20 protein-coding genes are annotated in these 18,009 nt (G+C 46.3%); 3 read left to right on the top strand and 17 right to left on the bottom strand.

What is annotated here, in order from left to right; all coding sequences use genetic code 11:
* Positions 1 to 9 precede the first annotated feature (9 nt).
* The gene (locus tag AC6I5A_RS01805; RefSeq protein ID WP_034611031.1) at positions 10 to 2,313 is read right to left on the bottom strand and encodes a type IA DNA topoisomerase; all 2,304 of its coding nucleotides are present in this window, start codon (positions 2,311 to 2,313) and stop codon (positions 10 to 12) included.
* Positions 2,314 to 2,465: 152 nt separating this feature from the next.
* On the opposite strand from AC6I5A_RS01805, the gene AC6I5A_RS01800 reads away from it, so the two are divergent.
* On the top strand, positions 2,466 to 3,389 hold the full coding sequence (locus tag AC6I5A_RS01800) for a DUF2935 domain-containing protein (RefSeq protein ID WP_034611029.1): 924 nt from the start codon (positions 2,466 to 2,468) through the stop codon (positions 3,387 to 3,389).
* Between the two features lie 204 nt (positions 3,390 to 3,593).
* Here AC6I5A_RS01800 and AC6I5A_RS01795 read toward each other — a convergent pair whose 3' ends face one another.
* From AC6I5A_RS01795 to AC6I5A_RS01720, 16 genes are all read right to left on the bottom strand, one after another.
* Positions 3,594 to 4,133, bottom strand: coding sequence for a gamma carbonic anhydrase family protein (locus AC6I5A_RS01795; RefSeq protein WP_034611027.1), 540 nt, complete (start codon positions 4,131 to 4,133; stop codon positions 3,594 to 3,596).
* 396 nt (positions 4,134 to 4,529) lie between these two features.
* Positions 4,530 to 5,087, bottom strand: a complete 558-nt coding sequence (gene efp, locus AC6I5A_RS01790; RefSeq protein WP_034611025.1) for an elongation factor P — start codon at positions 5,085 to 5,087, stop codon at positions 4,530 to 4,532.
* A gap of 79 nt (positions 5,088 to 5,166) precedes the next feature.
* Entirely contained in the window at positions 5,167 to 6,228 is a 1,062-nt protein-coding gene (locus AC6I5A_RS01785; RefSeq protein WP_497900426.1) for a M24 family metallopeptidase, read from the bottom strand.
* Between the two features lie 127 nt (positions 6,229 to 6,355).
* The gene (gene aroQ, locus AC6I5A_RS01780; RefSeq protein WP_034611019.1) at positions 6,356 to 6,802 is read right to left on the bottom strand and encodes a type II 3-dehydroquinate dehydratase; all 447 of its coding nucleotides are present in this window, start codon (positions 6,800 to 6,802) and stop codon (positions 6,356 to 6,358) included.
* A 121-nt stretch (positions 6,803 to 6,923) separates the two neighbouring features.
* Positions 6,924 to 7,541: a LysM peptidoglycan-binding domain-containing protein gene (locus tag AC6I5A_RS01775; protein WP_497900420.1), complete on the bottom strand. Its 618-nt coding sequence runs from the start codon at positions 7,539 to 7,541 to the stop codon at positions 6,924 to 6,926.
* A gap of 66 nt (positions 7,542 to 7,607) precedes the next feature.
* Positions 7,608 to 8,165: a hypothetical protein gene (locus AC6I5A_RS01770; RefSeq protein WP_034611017.1), complete on the bottom strand. Its 558-nt coding sequence runs from the start codon at positions 8,163 to 8,165 to the stop codon at positions 7,608 to 7,610.
* A gap of 30 nt (positions 8,166 to 8,195) precedes the next feature.
* On the bottom strand, positions 8,196 to 9,614 hold the full coding sequence (locus AC6I5A_RS01765; protein ID WP_034611014.1) for a type IV pilus biogenesis protein PilM: 1,419 nt from the start codon (positions 9,612 to 9,614) through the stop codon (positions 8,196 to 8,198).
* A gap of 267 nt (positions 9,615 to 9,881) precedes the next feature.
* Entirely contained in the window at positions 9,882 to 10,616 is a 735-nt protein-coding gene (locus AC6I5A_RS01760) for a prepilin peptidase (RefSeq protein ID WP_497900419.1), read from the bottom strand.
* Positions 10,617 to 10,687: 71 nt separating this feature from the next.
* Positions 10,688 to 11,176: a prepilin-type N-terminal cleavage/methylation domain-containing protein gene (locus tag AC6I5A_RS01755; RefSeq protein WP_052167831.1), complete on the bottom strand. Its 489-nt coding sequence runs from the start codon at positions 11,174 to 11,176 to the stop codon at positions 10,688 to 10,690.
* 175 nt (positions 11,177 to 11,351) lie between these two features.
* Complete coding sequence (locus AC6I5A_RS01750; RefSeq protein ID WP_034611012.1) at positions 11,352 to 12,554, bottom strand: type II secretion system F family protein; 1,203 nt, start codon at positions 12,552 to 12,554, stop codon at positions 11,352 to 11,354.
* Positions 12,551 to 13,597, bottom strand: coding sequence for a type IV pilus twitching motility protein PilT (locus AC6I5A_RS01745; RefSeq protein ID WP_034611009.1), 1,047 nt, complete (start codon positions 13,595 to 13,597; stop codon positions 12,551 to 12,553). The genes AC6I5A_RS01750 and AC6I5A_RS01745 overlap by 4 nt, the downstream gene beginning before the upstream one ends.
* A gap of 12 nt (positions 13,598 to 13,609) precedes the next feature.
* Complete coding sequence (locus AC6I5A_RS01740) at positions 13,610 to 15,298, bottom strand: GspE/PulE family protein (protein ID WP_034611006.1); 1,689 nt, start codon at positions 15,296 to 15,298, stop codon at positions 13,610 to 13,612.
* 1 nt (position 15,299) lies between these two features.
* Positions 15,300 to 15,611, bottom strand: coding sequence for a hypothetical protein (locus tag AC6I5A_RS01735; protein ID WP_034611003.1), 312 nt, complete (start codon positions 15,609 to 15,611; stop codon positions 15,300 to 15,302).
* 35 nt (positions 15,612 to 15,646) lie between these two features.
* The gene (locus AC6I5A_RS01730) at positions 15,647 to 16,195 is read right to left on the bottom strand and encodes a PulJ/GspJ family protein (RefSeq protein ID WP_034611000.1); all 549 of its coding nucleotides are present in this window, start codon (positions 16,193 to 16,195) and stop codon (positions 15,647 to 15,649) included.
* Positions 16,182 to 16,574 (bottom strand): hypothetical protein, encoded by a 393-nt coding sequence (locus AC6I5A_RS01725; protein WP_034610996.1) that lies wholly within the window; start codon positions 16,572 to 16,574, stop codon positions 16,182 to 16,184. Before AC6I5A_RS01725 ends, AC6I5A_RS01730 begins: the two co-directional genes overlap by 14 nt.
* 63 nt (positions 16,575 to 16,637) lie before the next feature.
* Positions 16,638 to 17,060, bottom strand: a complete 423-nt coding sequence (locus AC6I5A_RS01720) for a type II secretion system protein GspG (RefSeq protein ID WP_497900418.1) — start codon at positions 17,058 to 17,060, stop codon at positions 16,638 to 16,640.
* A gap of 126 nt (positions 17,061 to 17,186) precedes the next feature.
* Here AC6I5A_RS01720 and AC6I5A_RS01715 point away from each other — a divergent pair, with 126 nt between their 5' ends.
* Together AC6I5A_RS01715 and AC6I5A_RS01710 are read left to right on the top strand one after the other, a co-directional pair.
* On the top strand, positions 17,187 to 17,426 hold the full coding sequence (locus AC6I5A_RS01715) for a DUF3784 domain-containing protein (RefSeq protein ID WP_497900417.1): 240 nt from the start codon (positions 17,187 to 17,189) through the stop codon (positions 17,424 to 17,426).
* A 302-nt stretch (positions 17,427 to 17,728) separates the two neighbouring features.
* Positions 17,729 to 17,968, top strand: a complete 240-nt coding sequence (locus AC6I5A_RS01710; protein WP_034610991.1) for a hypothetical protein — start codon at positions 17,729 to 17,731, stop codon at positions 17,966 to 17,968.
* Positions 17,969 to 18,009 lie beyond the last annotated feature (41 nt).

The raw sequence follows: 18,009 nt of genomic DNA, 5'->3' as shown, positions 1-18,009 counted from the left end.
CTCCCAAACTCATTCTTTCCAAAACTCAAATTTCAATTTTGCTTCGGTTGGATCTTCCCAAATCAAATAAGCTGAGAATGTTTTGCCGGATTTAGATTTAAAGCCTTTAATCAGTGGAGTTTTCCCTTTCTTCAGAAGGCTTTTTATCTGATTCGGAGAAAGCGACTTTCCACAAATTGGAGTTTTCCATATTACAAAGCGGCATCCTTCCCGCCAATTACCGCAGCCAAACCCCTTCTGCCCTTCGATCACCTCTCCGCCGCACTTAGGACAGGTCCCCAACACTTTAACCTGTTCCTCTGAGGCAGTATCCTGTGTCTGATCACCATTCTCGCCCGCTTTTTTGACCGGCTTCTTCTTGTTAGTTGATCCTTGAGCTTTTTTTGAAGGTGCCTGAGCTAAAGGGGTTTTACCGTGGTTGTGTTCAAAGGACCGTAGTTCCCCAATTATCCGACCAATGGCCTCCTCTACGTCCGCCATATATTGTTCGATCGTCAATTCTCCTTTTTCGACTTTAGAAAGATTAAACTCCATCTGGCCTGTCATTTCCGCACTGATCAGGAGTTGGGCCTGAGGGAGCTTTTCCTTGATCAGACGAATGAGTTCAGAGCCTTTCGCTGTGGGTTTCAGGGTCCTTTGCTCCTGAAGGATGTACCCCCTGTCTATAAGACTTTCGATAATAGCCGGTCGGGTCGCCACCGTGCCCAACCCTTTCCCTTTCAATTGTTGGCGCAGCAGCTCATCATCAATCTGTTTGCCTGCGCCTTCCATGGCTTTCAGAAGGTCTCCCTGGGTAAAGCGCTTGGGTGGTTTGGTGGCCTTTTCTTCGCAAAAAACACGCTCCGTCCGCACATTCTCTCCCTTACTCAAGGGCGGAAGAACTGCGTTCTCCTCATCTGCCTGCTCACGGTCATCCTTCTTCCTGGTTTTACGGACAACCCCATCCTCAGTTTCATCCTGGCCGTACACTATCTTCCAGCCTGGACTCAGCAGGACCTTACCTTTTGTGCGAAAGGATTCACCCTCAATCTCAGTGACCACATCGGTCTGGTGATACCGAGCAGGAGGAAACCAAACGGCCAGGAAACGGCGAACGATCAAGTCATATAGTTTCTGTTCCTCACTCGTTAGTCTCTCAATAGCGACTTTCTCTGTGGTCGGAATGATAGCATGATGGGCAGTGATCGTATTGATCACGCGTTTACCTTTAGGCACCCCCAATAGACCTGCTTCATCCACCAGATTCGTGTAGGGTTCTTGACGAACTGCCTGCAGATGTTCAGGCAGCTTCGGCGCAAGATCCTCCGCTAAGTAGGCACAATCAGTACGAGGATAGGTAATCGCCTTTTTCTCATAGAGAGACTGGGCCAATTGGAGAACTTTTTCCGCGCTCAACCCGTGTTTTTTGGAGGCTGCTATCGTCAGAGAGGTCAAATCAAAAAGTAGCGGGGCTGGTTCCTGCACATCTTTTTGCTCCATTTTTGTGATTATTCCTGATTTACCCTGCGTTTTCCCCACGATAGCTTCGGCGTCTTGCCTACTCGTAATCCGTTTAGATTCTTCACCGGGATCAAACCACTTCCCTGGATATTCTCCCGTGGTTGTCCAAAACTCAGCCCGCACTTCAAAGTAAGGTTGGGCAACAAAACGTTCAATCTCCCATTCTCTCTCTGCAATCAGAGCCAGGGTCGGGGTCTGCACCCTCCCAATCGAAATGACATTAGGCTTTTTTCGGACAGCATCAAAGCTCCCAAACAAGGCTGTAAACCCTTCCGTCAGATTCATGCCGAAATCCCAGTCCGCAAATGCTCGTCCGTGCCCTGCTGCCGCCAGTCCAGCCACTGATTCTGCAGAACGAAGACACTTCAAACCTTCCCGTATCGCCGCGGTTGTCAATGAGGAAATCCACAGCCTGGACAAGGGTTTACTGCACTTGGCAGCGTCCCAAACTTCCTGAAAAAGTAACTGTCCTTCACGATCAGCGTCCGTTCCACAAATAACTTCTTCGATTTCCGTTGACTTTAACCAGCGTTGAATCACTTGATATTGTTTAAGCGCCCCGGATTTAACCACCCGGCGAAATACGTTTAAGCCGGGTAAAACCGGCAAACGGTTTAAACTCCAACGCTTCCCCACCCGCTCAAGGTCCATATACGCTTCCGGGCGCTCCAGCTCTAAAAGGTGGCCGTAGCACCATGTGATCACATATTGCTCATTTTCCAGGTACCCGTCCTTTTTACCCCGAACTCCTAAGGCCGCGCCATATTCACGAGCTTGAGACGGCTTTTCAGCTACTATAAGTGTCTTTCCCATGCCTTGGCCTCCATTTTTCTCAATTTCGCAGTAGACCGGCGCGTACTTTTCCACCTGGAATAATAACTATGGATCAGTACTTAACTACGATAATTCGATCGGAGTTTGCATATATATGAATACCTATATAATAAAACAAGGGGGTATTTCTTATGTTATCAAATGAAGAGTATATTCGACAATCCCTTGAACTTAACCTTTTCTTTATGCGGATCATGAAAGAACATGCTTTTTTCCTGGAAGCGGCCTTCAGTCCCAAGGATCAATCCCTGGCCCAGCAGGCCGATGCCCTTAGGTGTGAATTGACTACGTTACTCGCGGAAACCATAATGCTTGCCGATGGGGTTATCAGTCCTGAAGTTTTTTCCTCAGGGGAAATAGTAACAAATTTCACCTGTGATGCCGAACGAGCTACAGAATTCTATACCGGCATCCAGCTTGACACGGAACTGACTAATATGGAACTCTCTTTAGATAGAAATCCAGCCCCAAGCTCCTTGTTAGTCGATCAGATATCAGCCCTGAACCAAAAGGCGATAACGGCAGTGACCGTCTTGGCTGACTACAAATCCCAGCTCCTTCAAGACATCTTAAGCTGCAAAATTTTTACGTTTAATTACCCCTTGCTGGTCAGACATATTCTGCGGGAAGCGCATTTATATTTAAAGACACTGCATCAGTTACAAACCCGCCAAGAAGTAAATATCATCGAGGATATCATCGCGCAAGAGAAATTTTGGAATCGTCAAATGGCTGAACATGCAAAATTTATCAGAGGTTTGTTAGACCCCACTGAAGATGCCCTTTTTGATACGGCCAACCGTTACGGGAAAGTATTCGATGCGCTCTCTGAGCAGGCCATGACAATGACAGAACAGACGACTATCTTACCACAACTCAGCAGTAAAACCTACAAGGCTACAGTTGGTCTCAGAGATTTTAAGAGAGCGGGTACTGAAGGTTTAATCCAATGTAAAATTAAAGCAATTATCGTGCCCTTGTTAGGGGATCATGTACTCCGGGAAGCAAACCATTATCTGAGACTACTCCACAAGTTTAACAGACGGTTACAGTAACCCTCCGCCATATTATATTCAACAATCTGACATTTTATAGGCTGTGGACCTTATTCACAAGATTCACAAGAGTGCTGGCCCTCCAATGTTTAAGAATTTGATGAGCAAAATATTTAATGCGTTGGTAGAGAAGATTATAATATTCTCATCAACGCATATTTTTTATGATTCAACTATCCCCGGCTGTTTGTTCCACAAACAGGTTCAAATCTGCTCTGCTTGTCCGGGCAAGCCGATTCCTTGCTCCCGATAGATTTGTGAATTTTCGGCATATAAGACAGGCCCCAATTCGACTACTCTCAAAGACTCACCGGAAATTTCCTTTTTAACTTGAGCCGGTGCCCCGACAGCCACATGACGAGCCGGTATTTCACAGTTGTGCAGTACCAAACTCAACGCGGCAACCATCGCTTTTTCGCCAACGACAGCATTATCCAGGACTACGGAATTAATCCCGATAAAGCAACCCTTTTTAAGCGTACAACCGTGTACCACTGCCCCGTGCCCGACAAGCACATCAGATTCGATGATCGTTTTCCCGCCCGGCGCGACATGGATCACCACATTATCTTGAATACTGGCACGGGCCCCGATATGAATCGAGCCGTTATCACCACGGATTTGCGCCCCAAACCAAATGTTGGCCCCTGCTTCCACCTCTACATCGCCAATTATCGTAGCATTTGGCGCAATAAAAGCATCCGGATGAATTTTAGGCGTTTTTCCATTTAGTGTAACTATCATCTTTGCATATCATCCCTCTTACTTCATATAGTGCTTCGACTAGTGCTTCGACAAATTTTCTTTTTTCCTTGTTTGCTTATACAACTCATACCTTTGCCTCACGAGACAACACCCATGCCGAACAGACAACTGCAAAGGGCAAACCACTGTGGTTGATCCTCACTCTTTTCGTCCATTAACTTCGGCTTGCATAATTCTGCGATTCCTAAACCCAATTTTCGATAATTCACCAAGATAAATAAATAGCCCCTTGTTCCTAATTTCTTTTAGTATAGCATAACCCCTGAAGTTTCACACTCGATAAATTGGCCAAAAATTCAGCCTAAAAAGGTCCAAAATATAGTATAAATCCGTATGAACAATGATTATTATTAATGAACTGATTTTGCAGTAGAACTAGGCACGTTGAACATAGTTTCCTGTCCTGGTATCAATGATCAGCACATCCCCTTCATTAACAAAGAAAGGAACTTGTACCACCGCACCGGTTTCCAAAGTTGCGGGTTTTGAGCCGCCGGTCGCCGTATCCCCTTTTACGCCCGGTTCGGTAGCGGCAACGACAAGTTGGACAGTATTTGGCACATCGGCGCCGATAACCTGGGTATCAAAAAAGAGTACCCCTAAGGTCATATTTTCTTTCAGCCACTTAACCCCGTCCCCAATTTGCTCCGCCGTCAGAGATATTTGTTCATAAGTTTCCTTGTCCATAACTACGAAGTGTTCTCCGTCTTTATAAAGGTAATCCATATCCCGGCGCTCAACGTGGGCCTTCGCTACCTTTTCTCCGGCATTAAACTTCCGTTCTATAACTCCGCCCGTTTTCACGTTTTTCAACTTAGTGCGGACAAAGGCCGCCCCTTTACCCGGTTTAACATGTTGGAAATCAACCACCGAAAAAACATCACCGTCTATTTGTATTGTTACACCTGTCTTAAAATCGTTTGTAGATATCATAAATGCCTTTTTCCCCCTAATATTCTAGTCTGGTTTACTTCTCCCTTCTAATGTCAAATCCTTAGAAGGGCCTTTTGCTTCACTCAAGGATAATGAGTTCTTTTGGTGCTTGTGTCAAGACTTCGCAACCATTTTCGGTCACTAAAACAATGTCTTCAATCCTGACGCCGCCCCAATCCGGGATATAAATGCCCGGTTCAATAGTAATGACCATGTCCGGTTCAAGCACGCGCTCTTCCCGCATATTCAGGCTTGGTCCCTCATGAATATTCAACCCCACGGAGTGTCCCAAGCCATGTCCAAAGTAAGCGCCATAGCCGGCCTCTTCAATGATTTTCCGGGCTGCCGCATCTACTTCTTTTCCGGTTCGTCCCGGTGCGACCGCTGCAATCCCTGCCCGCTGGGCTGCCAGGACGACCTCATAAACTTCCCGGTGCTTGTCCTCCGGTTCGCCCAAAAACACTGTCCGTGTTATATCGGAGCAGTAGCCCTGATAGACTGCTCCGAAATCCATCATCAGGAACTCGCCTAACCGAATCTTCTTTGAACTGGCCGTGCCGTGGGGTAAGCCCGAACGGACGCCCGAAGCCACGATAAATTCAAAAGAACCTCCACTTGCCCCAGCCCGGCGCATGGAATATTCCAAGTCAATCCCAATCTCCTCTTCCGTCTGACCTATTTCAATCGACTTTAAGACGCTAGCAAAAGCGTCATCGGCAATTGCTACGGCCCTACGAAGTATCTTAATCTCCGTCTGATCCTTTACTGAGCGCAAATCATTAACAAGATTGGGTAGAGAATGAAGTTCCGCTTGTGGGAAGGCATTCTTTAGTTTCCCGAAGTTCTCATAGGTGACAAAGTCTCCTTCAAAGCCAACCCGCTGAGCTTGTCGCCCGGTTTCCGCTAACGATATAAAGTGGTTATATCCCGTCTTAATGATTTCAAATCCAGGAGCCTCACCTTTTGCCTGTTCTATGTAACGGAAATCCGTCAGCAGGAAGGCCTTTTCTGTGGTGATATACAGGGTTGCTTCCCCACCTGTAAACCCGCTCAGATACCGTCCATTCTCCGGGCGAATAACCACATAAGCATCAACTCTTTCTTTGTGCATCTGTTGACGCATTCGTTGTAACCGACTAATGATGCACCCCTCCTTTGCGAGATTCGAAGTTCGAGGTTCGTGGTTTGTGGTTTGTGGTTTGTGGTCCATATTCCATGGTTTGCATATCGCACATCGTACTTCGCACATCGCATATTGAACATCAAATTTAGGCCTTTTCGCGTCGTTTTTGGTAAGCAATGGCATAACGCATCGCTAAAACATAACCGTCTGCTCCCAGGCCTGATACTTGTCCGATACAGACCGGGGCAATAACAGAATTGGCTCGAAATGCTTCACGCGCATGAATGTTTGAAAGATGAACCTCTATTGTCGGAACCCTTACCGCACTGATGGCATCACGAATTGCATAACTTGTATGCGTCCAAGCCCCTGGATTGAGAATTAAAAAATCATTCGGGGTTAAAGCTTGTATCCAATTCAGAAGCTCCCCCTCGTGATTCGTTTGCCGGCATTCCGCGTTAATCCCCGCCTGATTCGCTGTTGCTAACACTTCCTGATTAATCTCCGCCAAGGTACGCGACCCGTAATGTTCCGGTTCACGCAGTCCTAACAAGTTTAAATTAGGACCATGAAATATCCATATTCCAGTCAAATTATCACTTCCTCATTACACCCGAAATTTTATCACAATTTCATCCGCTAGCATAGTTTTTTTAAGTTCACGTTTAAGACTGTCTCAAACTTCAAACCTCCGTTGTCCGGAGGTTTTGCACTCAATGTTTATTAAACGGAAACGTCATACGCCAACGTGGTTGCTCAGGTTCCTGTACAAGCCCTTGAGACTGCTCCTGTACCGGTTGTGCTCCCTGACCATATTGAGAAGATGGCCGTTGGGGCACTTGCTGCGCTTGGATTTGGGCTTGCCCCGCCGGTTTAGCCTGCCCCACGGTAACCCCTTCACCGCTCATTAAACGAGGGGAGAGCACAACATTCAAATTACTGAGCATAATTTGCACTTCAGATGGTCCGCCTTCCCCTGCCGGCTGGTTTTTATGGATTTCGGTACGCGGCAGAATAAAGTGAATTTCGTGGGGAACTTTGGGTTCACCGATGCGTCGAAGACGAAAACGAACTCCCTCGACTTCCATTTCAACTTGATCAAGATACTCCCCTGCAAACTCTTGTCCATGATCCACACGGATTTCTGCATATTGGGCTTGCCCTTTTGTGGGTCCTTGGAAATCCGGAAGAACTATTTTCTGTCCGACTTGAAGCTTAAGTGGATCTACATAGGGGTTAACCTGTAGAAAATCATCACAAGTCCCTCCCCAGCGCTGTGCCAAGCTATAAAAAGAATCCCCGGGTTGAATGCAGTATTCCTTATCCACCATACACTCCTCCTCTCCTTAGCCTATGGAGAAAGGAGAATGTCTCGTTCCAATAATTACCTATTAACTTTACTCCCCCGTACAGAAATAAATCTGGAGAAGCGCTTCTCCGCCTTCGGCCTCCAAAACCACTTCCTGAAGATGAATGCTTCCCTCCTGTGTTTCCTCAAGTGCTTTGAGTGATGTGACAATTCCCTCCCAGTTGCCATGTAAATGAAAGCGAACTAAACCGTAATCCAAACTTGCTGCATTGCCAGTTTCTCGCCGCTCACCAAACCTTTCAACATTTAAGGCAACCACATCCACACCTTCTTTAACAAACGCAGCACGACACTGCTCTATAAGGTCAGGTAACTGGTCCATTGTGGGAATAGTGGCCGCCTTGGTATCCGTTTTGGTGTTTGTAGCACCCGTCTTCAATACATTTTGCCAATAGTTCTCTTCCTTTTGTAATGACCGCAATTGAAGGTAAGCCGGTTGCCAGAGCAACAGAAATCCCAAGACCGTAGCGAGCAAAAACGCCCCGGTTATTCCCTTCACCCTGCGCAGTGAGAGATGCTGAAATATAGGGATTGCAGAAGGTTTTTCCAAGTGTTTAATATTAATTTCACTTGAGAAATAAGCCATGGTTTATCCTCCCTCTCCCTAAGCACATGTCTAAGATGTACCCGGTTCCGTTCCAACCCGTCCACGTTTAGCACTTATTGAGAACTCGACGTTGTTTAGCGACGTTAATTTATAACTTGACAAGGCCGGTTGTTCCCAGCCCATAGTCCGCAGGGTGCGAATCAGGGTTTGAACACTTCCGGCATCCTTGGCCCTTCCGCGTAAGGACAGGCTGCCTTGCTTGTAAATCAACTGCTCAATCTTTAGCTCCGCCCCCGACAAGGCTTGCATGGCTTGAATTTGAGCCAGGCCATCTCCAATTCTCTCAGTGTGGATCTTTACCTTATTCCAGGCTGTTTCGAGATCTTCCTGATGTTTGGCCTGTGCCTCAATTCTGGTTCCTTGGCGAGAAAGCTGTTTAACCTCTTGTTTTAAAGGCAAGGCCATTTGATTAAGTGCAAGCCAAATTATAGTTCCGATCATAAAAAGAACGCATATGAATAACGCCATCCCCCGATACCTTCGTTGAACCGTCTGAGCATTATTCGGTTGACGCCAAAGATTAAGGCCAGGACGATGGGCGGAAATCCGTATACCATAACCAAACGCCGCCTCGTCCCACCCTTTATTTCTCTCAAAGACCTTTTGCCAGGAATCGGGGACGTTCCTTAGCTTAACCTGCTCTACCGCTGAGACATGATTTGACGTTAGCATTCCCTGCGCCAGGAACTCAGCCACTGAGTCCCCACTCCAAACCAAGCGTTTTAAATTAAGATCCGGTTGCTGTGTTCTGTAGTACAAAAGAAAACGCCGAATTTCGTTTTCCCATTCTTCCACCCGCTTGTTCAGAGAACGTACACTTTCCGGGACCGCTCCACGAAATAAGGCAATTTGAAAAGAGTCGTTTTCTCCCTGAAGGTAAAGGACATCTTCGTTCGGTTCAAATTCTAAGGATTGCCCTAAAATAGAAAAGGCAAAATCAACGCCGGTGACCTTAAACCCCGCTCGTCCAAAGATAAAAACATACCGATCAAGTAAACTCAGTCGTGTTGCCCCCAGTAAAATTTGCAGATCTTTGTGCTTTTCTTCGGATAGAACAAGAAAATCAAAGAGTAAATCCGATCTCGCAATGGAAATCTCTTCATCGACCAACAGAGATATTGCCGATTTCCTGTCCCGCTTAGGAATCCAAGGCAACGTATATGAACGAATAAATCCTTGTTGCAGAGGAATTGCCAAATACGCCTTCCGACTTTCACCAGGGTGCTGTGCCCCATAAGTCGATAAGATATCGATTAAAACATTTTCATCCCGCACATTTCCCTGTTCGATGACTCCAACCGGGATAGGAATGCGGTCAAACCTGACTGATGTAGAACTATGACCTTGCTTCCTAAAAGGATGGACCGAAAACCAAAAGGCCCGAATCTCACCGTCAGTTAATTCAAAGACCACTGACCTATTTCGCATAGGACCACCCCTTTAGCGAAGTTCGAGGTTCGAGATTCGAGGTACGATACCTTGATCGAGGCGCGAAGTGCGAGGTTCAGATACCTTAATGTAGTTCGCGGTCGTGATTCTTTCGTCTGTCGTTCGAATATCAATCCTCGAGTTGAGTTCCTTTAGCGAGGCACGAAGCGCGAAGTTCGAGGTTCGAATTCATGCATCAGGCCTTGTCATTCGTCATTCGTCATTCGTCGTACATCGTACATCGTACATCGTACATCGTGCATCGTGCTACGCTCCCCACCATAACGCGAAGATTGCTCCGAATGCAAGATAGGGCCCAAAGGGGATCTGTTGCCGAAAATGTTTTTGTCCCGTAAAAAAGAGAACAAGGCCGACAAGCGCTCCCACCAAACTTCCTATAAAAACAGCAAGAAATATTGAAGGAAACCCTAAGAAGACACCCAGTGCAGCAACCAGCTTTACATCCCCAAGTCCCATCCCTTGGGGATAAACTCGGGCAATACCCCAGAATAAACCTCCTGCGCCCAAGGCACTGAGCACGCTCTCCCATCCGCTCGGATTTCCCGGTATGAGAAAAGCTCCCAGGAGTCCAATTCCCAAAAGGGGAAGGGTAAGGACATCCGGCAAACGGAACGTATCCAGATCAATAAAGGATAAGGCGATTAGCACGGCGATAAAAACCAGGTTTAAGAGTAGTCTGAACGGGTGGGTCTCTGTCCTTAAGCTTAACGTTGCAGTAAAAAAGAAGAGCATCCCTGTAAGAAGTTCAACTGCCGGGTAACGCCATGAGATACGGGCCCGGCAGTTTAGACACTGCCCTTTCTGGATCAAAAAGCTGATAACTGGAATGAGTTCCCATGCCCGTAGAGTGTGTCCACAAGCAGGACAATGTGAACCGGGTGAAACTATGGATTCCCCTCGCGGGACACGATAAATGATCACATTCAGGAAACTGCCAATCAGGAGCCCTAATAGCCCAAGTGTTATACTCATCAAATACAATGCCGTGCACCCTTTTCAAGTTGTATTTCTACGCTTTAAGATTGGAGTTAAGTTGTTATCCTGGATGAATGCTAGTCTGCCGACGACCAAAGGACTTCATCTAAATCTTCATCATAAGCCTGAACTTCGGCTGCCAGACCATTGCTATTCAGATAAATCATAATCGTATTGGTCGCAGTCACAGTATCAGGAATAGTCATTTTCATGGGATCCGCCGCATCAGCCGTAACACTAACTACTCCAAACCCCTTTTTCCCATCAGCGCCATTCTGCTGCGTGGTCGATTTATCCAGCTTACTAATATATTTGGGGATGAAACTCGCACTAGACACTACTCCGCCACTTCCCGTCATATCTGTAGGATACGTTCCGGTTTCGACTTGATAACGATCCAGCGCCATTTTGACCTCGTGTGCTGTAGCAACATCTGCTTTTTGCTGAGCAGATGCTGTACTTGAGACCAATTTAGGAATAGCTATAGCGCCCAAGACACCTATAATAATAAGCACGGCAAGCACTTCAATTAGTGTAAATCCATTCTCTCCCTTGATCTTATTCATTCCCACGTCCTCCTTCATCTTCATAACTACTAACTTCTTCATAACTACTAACTTCATCCAATAATCATAAGTAAGGCGGAACTTATCTGTGGTCAAAAAGCCCCTCCCTCCACATTACCCTCATCGACCTCTAGCTTCTAGCTTCTGGCTTCTGGCTTCCGACCTCCGGCTTCTGTCACTGCAGATATGAACTGAGATCAAAAATTGGAAGCATTACTCCTGCTGCAACTAAGCCGATCAATCCCGCTACAACGAGAATAAGTGCCGGTTCGATCATCCGCGTTAACCGATCGAGCTGATCCTCAAGCTCACGGCGAAACATTTTTGTGACATAGTGGAGCATCCGCTCCAACTGACCTGCCTCCTCAGCGACCGCAATCATTTCCGCCCCCTCCTTGGGAAAAACCCTGCTTGCACGCAGTAAAGGGGCCATGCGTTTTCCCTGCCGAACGTGTAGTACGAGCTGGTTCATTAATTCGAGCATTTCCTGGCCGCGCAACGCTCCTGTTGTTAAGCGAAGAGCTTCCAACAAGGGAATTCCAGCAACTAATAAGCGTCCCAACATCCGATTAAATTGTACCAAATCGCGGAGACGATAGACCTTCCCGATGAGAGGAAGTCTTCCCAGTATGCGTTCCAGACGCTTTTTCCAAAGTTCCGGGCTAGTGAGTCTCAGAACCAGCAAGCCACTGGTGATCAACCCCAGTCCGCTCCACAAAAACACGGGGAGTTTGCGACCGCAGGCAAAAATGACTCCAGTCAAAAAAGGCAATTCCGCGCCCATGTCCATAAAGAGTTTTTCGTACATTGGTAATACCCAAACAGAGAGTATGTAAAGTACAACAACCACAGCAAAAACCAGAAGCATCGGATAAGCCAGAGCCGCTTTAATTTTTTTCTGATAAGCATATTCCTGATCTGATTCATCGGCCACTTCGCTGAGGACTTTTCCCAGTGTTCCAGTATATTCCCCGGCTTTGATCATAGAGAGTACAAACGAGTTAGGGGGTGGATTCTGGAGAGACATAGCCTCCGACAAGTCGCTGCCTTCTTCCACTCGTTCCTTGATTCTCCTCCATTGTTCCTGTTGATATGTTAATTTTTCTTCATGAAAGGTCATTATCTCCAAAGCTTGAAGTAAGGGAATTCCGGTTTCCAATAGAGTAGCTAACTTACGGGCGAAATGGTTCCACTGGAAATTCGTCCTGGACGGTAACAATACGCTTTGCCAGTTGCGACTTGTTCGAATAACTACTGGAAAGTACCCTTCATTTCTTAAGCGCATTTGAACATCTGAAATTTCAGTCCCTACCCATACCCCGTGCTGAATTATTCCATTCGTATCAACAGCTTTCCAGACAAAACGTTGCCTGCTCATCTTCTTAAACTACCTTGACTCTGTAACTTTTCCTGAGCAACATCGTATGCGACAAGACCCTTTTGAACCAGGTCCAAGATTGCTTTATCCATGGTCTGCATGCCTAGTTTGGCATTCGTCTGGATAACGGTAAGCAGTTGATGGGTTTTTCCCTCACGAATCAGGCTGCGAACCGCCGGCGTCGCCAACAAAACTTCCATGGCCACCACACGCCCTTGGTGATCCGCTCTGGGAAACAATTGTTGTGACAATATCCCCTGCAAGACGGCAGCAAGCTGCACACGGATTTGCTGATGTTGATGCGTTGGAAAAACATCAATCATCCGATCCACCGATTGGGTAGCATCATTAGTATGAAGTGTACTGAAAACCAAGTGTCCGGTTTCAGCGGCCGTCACGACGATAGCAATGGTTTCTAAATCTCGCATCTCCCCCACTAAAATTACATCAGGATCTTGCCGCAATACGGCACGTAAGGCATTAGAAAACGACTGGGTATCGTTTCCGACTTCCCTTTGGTTCACCAAACTCAATTGATGGCGATGTAAATATTCGATAGGATCTTCGATCGTTACAATGTGACAAGCCCTTGTACGATTTATGTAGTCAACTAAAGATGCCAGAGTGGTTGATTTACCGCTTCCAGTTGGACCGGTCACCAACACCAGTCCTTTATGAAGCTTAGCCAACTCAATACTCACCGGGGGAAGCCTCAAGCTTTCCGGAGTGGGTATGACAAATGGAATCAAACGAACCACTACCCCGATCGACCCACGCTCTCGAAAAGCATTGACCCGGTACCGTCCGACCTCCGGTAAACTATACGAAAAATCCAATTCACCGCATTCGGCAAATCGTTTGGTCTGTTGGTCGTTCATCAGGGAATGGGCAAACGTTTCTAAATCAGCTTGTGAAAGTTGTTCCGTTTGAAGTTTAACCATTGAGCCATCAATACGCAGAACTGGAGGACTCTCCACAGTCAAATGGATGTCCGAGGCCTTCTGTTCTCCCGCCAAATGCAAAAGTTCTTCAAGTGAAAGCATCTCTTTCTCCTCTTACCCTTCAATTCCAGAAACAGCATGTAGTACTTCTTCCACTGTCGTCAACCCTTCGATCACCTTCAACAGCCCATCTTCAAAGACTGTGAGCATTCCGGAAACCATCGCCTGTTGCTCAATCTCTCTTAAATTGTGGCGAGAAAGTACAAGTTCCTTGATCTCTTGATCATATTGTAAAAACTCATGAATCCCAATCCTGCCTCGAAACCCAGTTCCAAGACATTCCGGGCATCCGGCGGAGCGATAAAGCAGCGTAATAGATGCCGGTAAGTGAAGTGCTCTTTGTTCTGCCGCAGATGCCGGGTATGTTGTCTTACAGTGTTCACACAAGCGGCGAACCAAGCGTTGGGATAAAACCCCACTGACTGCAGACGCCAGGAGATACGGTTCGATCCCCATATCCAGAAGTCGAGCCAACGCCTCTGCGGCTGTATTGGTATGGAGCGTCGATAAAACCAAATGTCCTGTGAGGGAAGCTGTGATAGCGATTCTGGCTGTTTCTTCATCGCGGATTTCACCGATCATAATCACATCCGGGTCTTGGCGCAAGATATGCCGTAATCCGACAGCAAAACTAAGTCCTGCCGGAAGATTGACTTGAACCTGGTTAATCCCTGGAAGTTGGTATTCTACAGGCTCTTCAATAGAAATGATGTTTTGCTCCTCGGCATTTAGTTCCCTGAGCAACGCATAAAGGGTTGTAGTTTTACCGCTTCCCGTTGGACCGACAACCAAGATTAAACCGTTCGTACGTTTTAACAAGACAAGGACTCCTGACTCAACCTCTGAACGCATCCCCAAGCCACCCAGCGGACGCTGGGCCATTTTTGGGTCCAGAATACGCACAACGATTTTTTCTCCATAAACAATAGGCATTGAGGACATTCGAACGTCAACACGCCGAGTCCCTGCACTAAATGTCATTCGGCCATCCTGGGGAATACGGCGCTCCGCAACATCCATTTGCGCCATTACTTTTAAACAGGAGATAATACTCCGGGCAGCGTTCTTTGCAAGAACATGCTTCTTCATGAGCTTACCGTCTATGCGGTAGCGCACCACAAAATTATTTTTTTGAGGTTCCCAATGAATATCGCTTACCCCTTGCACAACGGCCTCGTGCAGCACAGAATGGACTAATTTAAGTGTGGGCGCATCTTCTTCCTGAGAATCGACCTCACTGGACTTAATCAACCCAATTGCCTGATCTTCGAATGTTTTATCTTTAAGATGAGCAAGTCGGGCAACCGATTGCTCCACCGTTAAACACTGTCGAATTGCGGTTTGAATTTCCTCTGTCTTGGCAAAGACCGGCTCAACCTCTAACCCGGTAAACATCCGGACATCCCGGAGGGCACGTTCATTGGTGGGGTCTAACATGGCGACTCTTAAGATTCCCGAACGTCGTTCAAATGGGATAAGGGTATGGCGAAGAGCCATTTCTTCGGGAATTAATCCCGCAATCCCTGGGTCAATAATGACTTTGATCAGGGAAATCTCAGGGATACCGAGATATCGGCGGACTGCTTCCGCTAACCTCGCTTTGGTCAATACGCCCATACGCTCAAGAACCTCACCGATCGGTTCTCCACTTCCCAGCGTAACTTTTAATCCTCCCGCCAATTCCTTTGCGTCAATATAACTACCTGCGAGTAAAAACTGACCAAATTCATGATCTTCCTTCATGTTACCTATGTAACTCCTGATAGCTCTTCATGACCCACTTTCCGCTTTCTAACTGAACTATTTGTTCAATTTTTCGAACGGCCAAACCCGATCGTCCTTCAGAAGTTACTTTATACCCTCCTCCACTCAACTCAATTACGATATCAACACGCCCGGTAGCTAAAGATAAGCTCCCCCCTCGCAGTTCAGGGTTGACAAGCAGATGAGCTTTCGCCCACTCAATTCCCCCTTCAGCCACGTAGAGGGCCTGTTGGCTTTGGGTAACACGTCTCACCATTCGGTTCTCCGCATTTGCTTTAAGATACCCTTCCATCCCCAGTCCTGACAAAGTCGTTAAAAGAAGGAGGATCAGAAGGGTGGCATAACCGGTTGACCTGTGCTTATTGGAGACACGGGCGAATACGTCCGCCTCCGGATGACTCCACGCCAGGTCGTACTTTGTCCACCTACACTTGCCTCCAGAAATACTTCCCACAACCCCGGTTCCACCTCCGTACATTCCCATTTTGCCAGATAACTTGCCAAAGGCTGCGAACTGCCTAAATGTCTCCAGTAAAGGTCTTTCGTCCCATCCCGATCCAAATCATCAATGAAATAAGAGTCAAGCGTGGGTATTGGGTTAGCATCATCAGGCATCGGCAAAACCCTTAACACTCCAGGATCTTTGACCCATTCCACGCTTTTCGCCATACGAATCGCATCGGAAACGGTTTTTCCAGCCGTCATAACAGAGTAGTGCGCTTCCAAATGATTTTTAAGTGCACGTGTCCCCCGCCACTGATCCGTCATTATGCGCATCGAAGTCATCAGCAAAACCCCAGAAATTACTAAGGCAATTAAAGTCTCCAGGAGAGTGAAACCACATTCTGTATAGACCCCCCCTCTATTCAACAGCATAAAGGCTCTCCAGTTTATACCAAGCAGGATTTCCCCGTTCAACCCAACGCACTTCCACACTGACTCTCAAAAGTTGTGGAATATCATCCCAATCTGACACTATCAGCCAGCGAAATTTCCCTTCGTGTCCTTCCACCGTCCCTCCCGGTATGCAGGCTTGCCGAGCGATATTCTCACTCCATATCTGGACAGCCAAGCGATCCATAATTTCCTGGGCAAGATTTGCCCCTTCCATAAGGCTAGAGGCTTGCCGGGCTTCGGAAACTGCTCCCTCTGTCAAACCAAAGAGCACCGCAAACCCTAAGGAAAAAAGGAACAGGCCCAGCAATACATCAAACAGCACATACCCTTGCGAGGCCTTTGTTTTGTCCGTCGTCATCCCCCCTTAATGTTTTTCTGCTTTCTCCCTCCCTTCCCCCAGACCGGTCTAAGAGCTAGCGTTCTATTTCACTTGCCCCAAAGCATCGATCTGATAAACTTGTGTATCATTAAAAGGATTTATGGGGATTTCGTCCAAATAAGGACCCCGCCAGCCATTTGCGTTCGTCGAAGGGTAAACCAGGTCCGAAACATTTGAGGGATAAGTTCCGGTATCAATCCGGTAAAGTTGAGCAGCTCCTTCAATTCTTTCTCTGTTGGCTAGATCGACACGAATCCGAACCCGATTTGTCGCTGAACTAAAATGGGGCGTGACTAAGGTCAAAATAACTCCCATTAGGAAAAGAACCAACAATAGTTCTAATAAAGTAAAACCGGCTTGCCAATTATTCTCTTTTGCCCATCTCTTGCTCCTACTTCCAATAATTTTCACCACCATGTCCGAAGATATAGTCTCATTTTTCCTTTTTTTACTTTCTCTATCCACTTTTGAAACTCCTGCCACATCGACGAGCGTCGACGTATCTTGGTCAGAAATACGTCGATTTGCTATTCTCTCTAAATAAATTGCAGATATTCCCAATAAACGCTACTATTTCCTTCCGGACGATAAATGGTATTTGTAGTAAGGGGCTACTATACAATGTCTGAGGAGAATAAAAAGAATGTTAACATTAAGAACCTAAGAGAATTTATCGCGAACATCTTATTTGTCTTATCTGGTATTATTCTGATTGCTACACTGCTCATGTTCTTGAATCAGAAGTTAGCTGCTGGAATTGTTTTTTTCCTGATAGTTCCAGTATCAATATACACAGTAATCAAGTCACAAGGTTATGACGAAACAAAATAAATCATCGCAGTAAATCAAAGATATAGGAATTCGAGGTCGGGAATCCGCATGAGTGAGGAATTCGCGCTAATTCGGGGTCAGGCTTGAAATATTCCTTTTTTATTAATCTCCCTAATTATTTCATCCACAGCTTTAGTTCCTTAACTTTACCACTTCTGACTTTTGAGACCATTGATGCCGGTATATTCAGTTTCCTTGCCAGGTCAGAAATTGCATAGTTTCCATATACCTTTTATAACTAAGTACAATTATGTTACAATATTTCTATGAATTCATAAAGCATCAGAGAGAAGCGTGAATTTATGAGAGTATGGAACGGAACAATGACAACAAATGAATTTACTGCTGATGTTCAGGTATATATTATAAAACAATTCAGTTGTTCATTAGATGATTGGTATGGTTTTGGTATTGTTAAATCATCTGAAAGTTTTGAACCGAAAGAATATCAGACAAATTTAGGGGACATTGTTATCACTAGAATTTCTTATGATGATGGTATTACATTTAATTTTCAGGGTCGAGGCGAACTGAATTTATAATTGAAAAATCTGGCAAAGATCTCTCGATCCTTGCCAGACCC

The organism is Desulfosporosinus sp. Tol-M2 (assembly GCF_059735615.1).
Note: the sequence above shows the minus strand (reverse complement) of the source record. Positions and strands in the feature narration are given on the sequence as shown.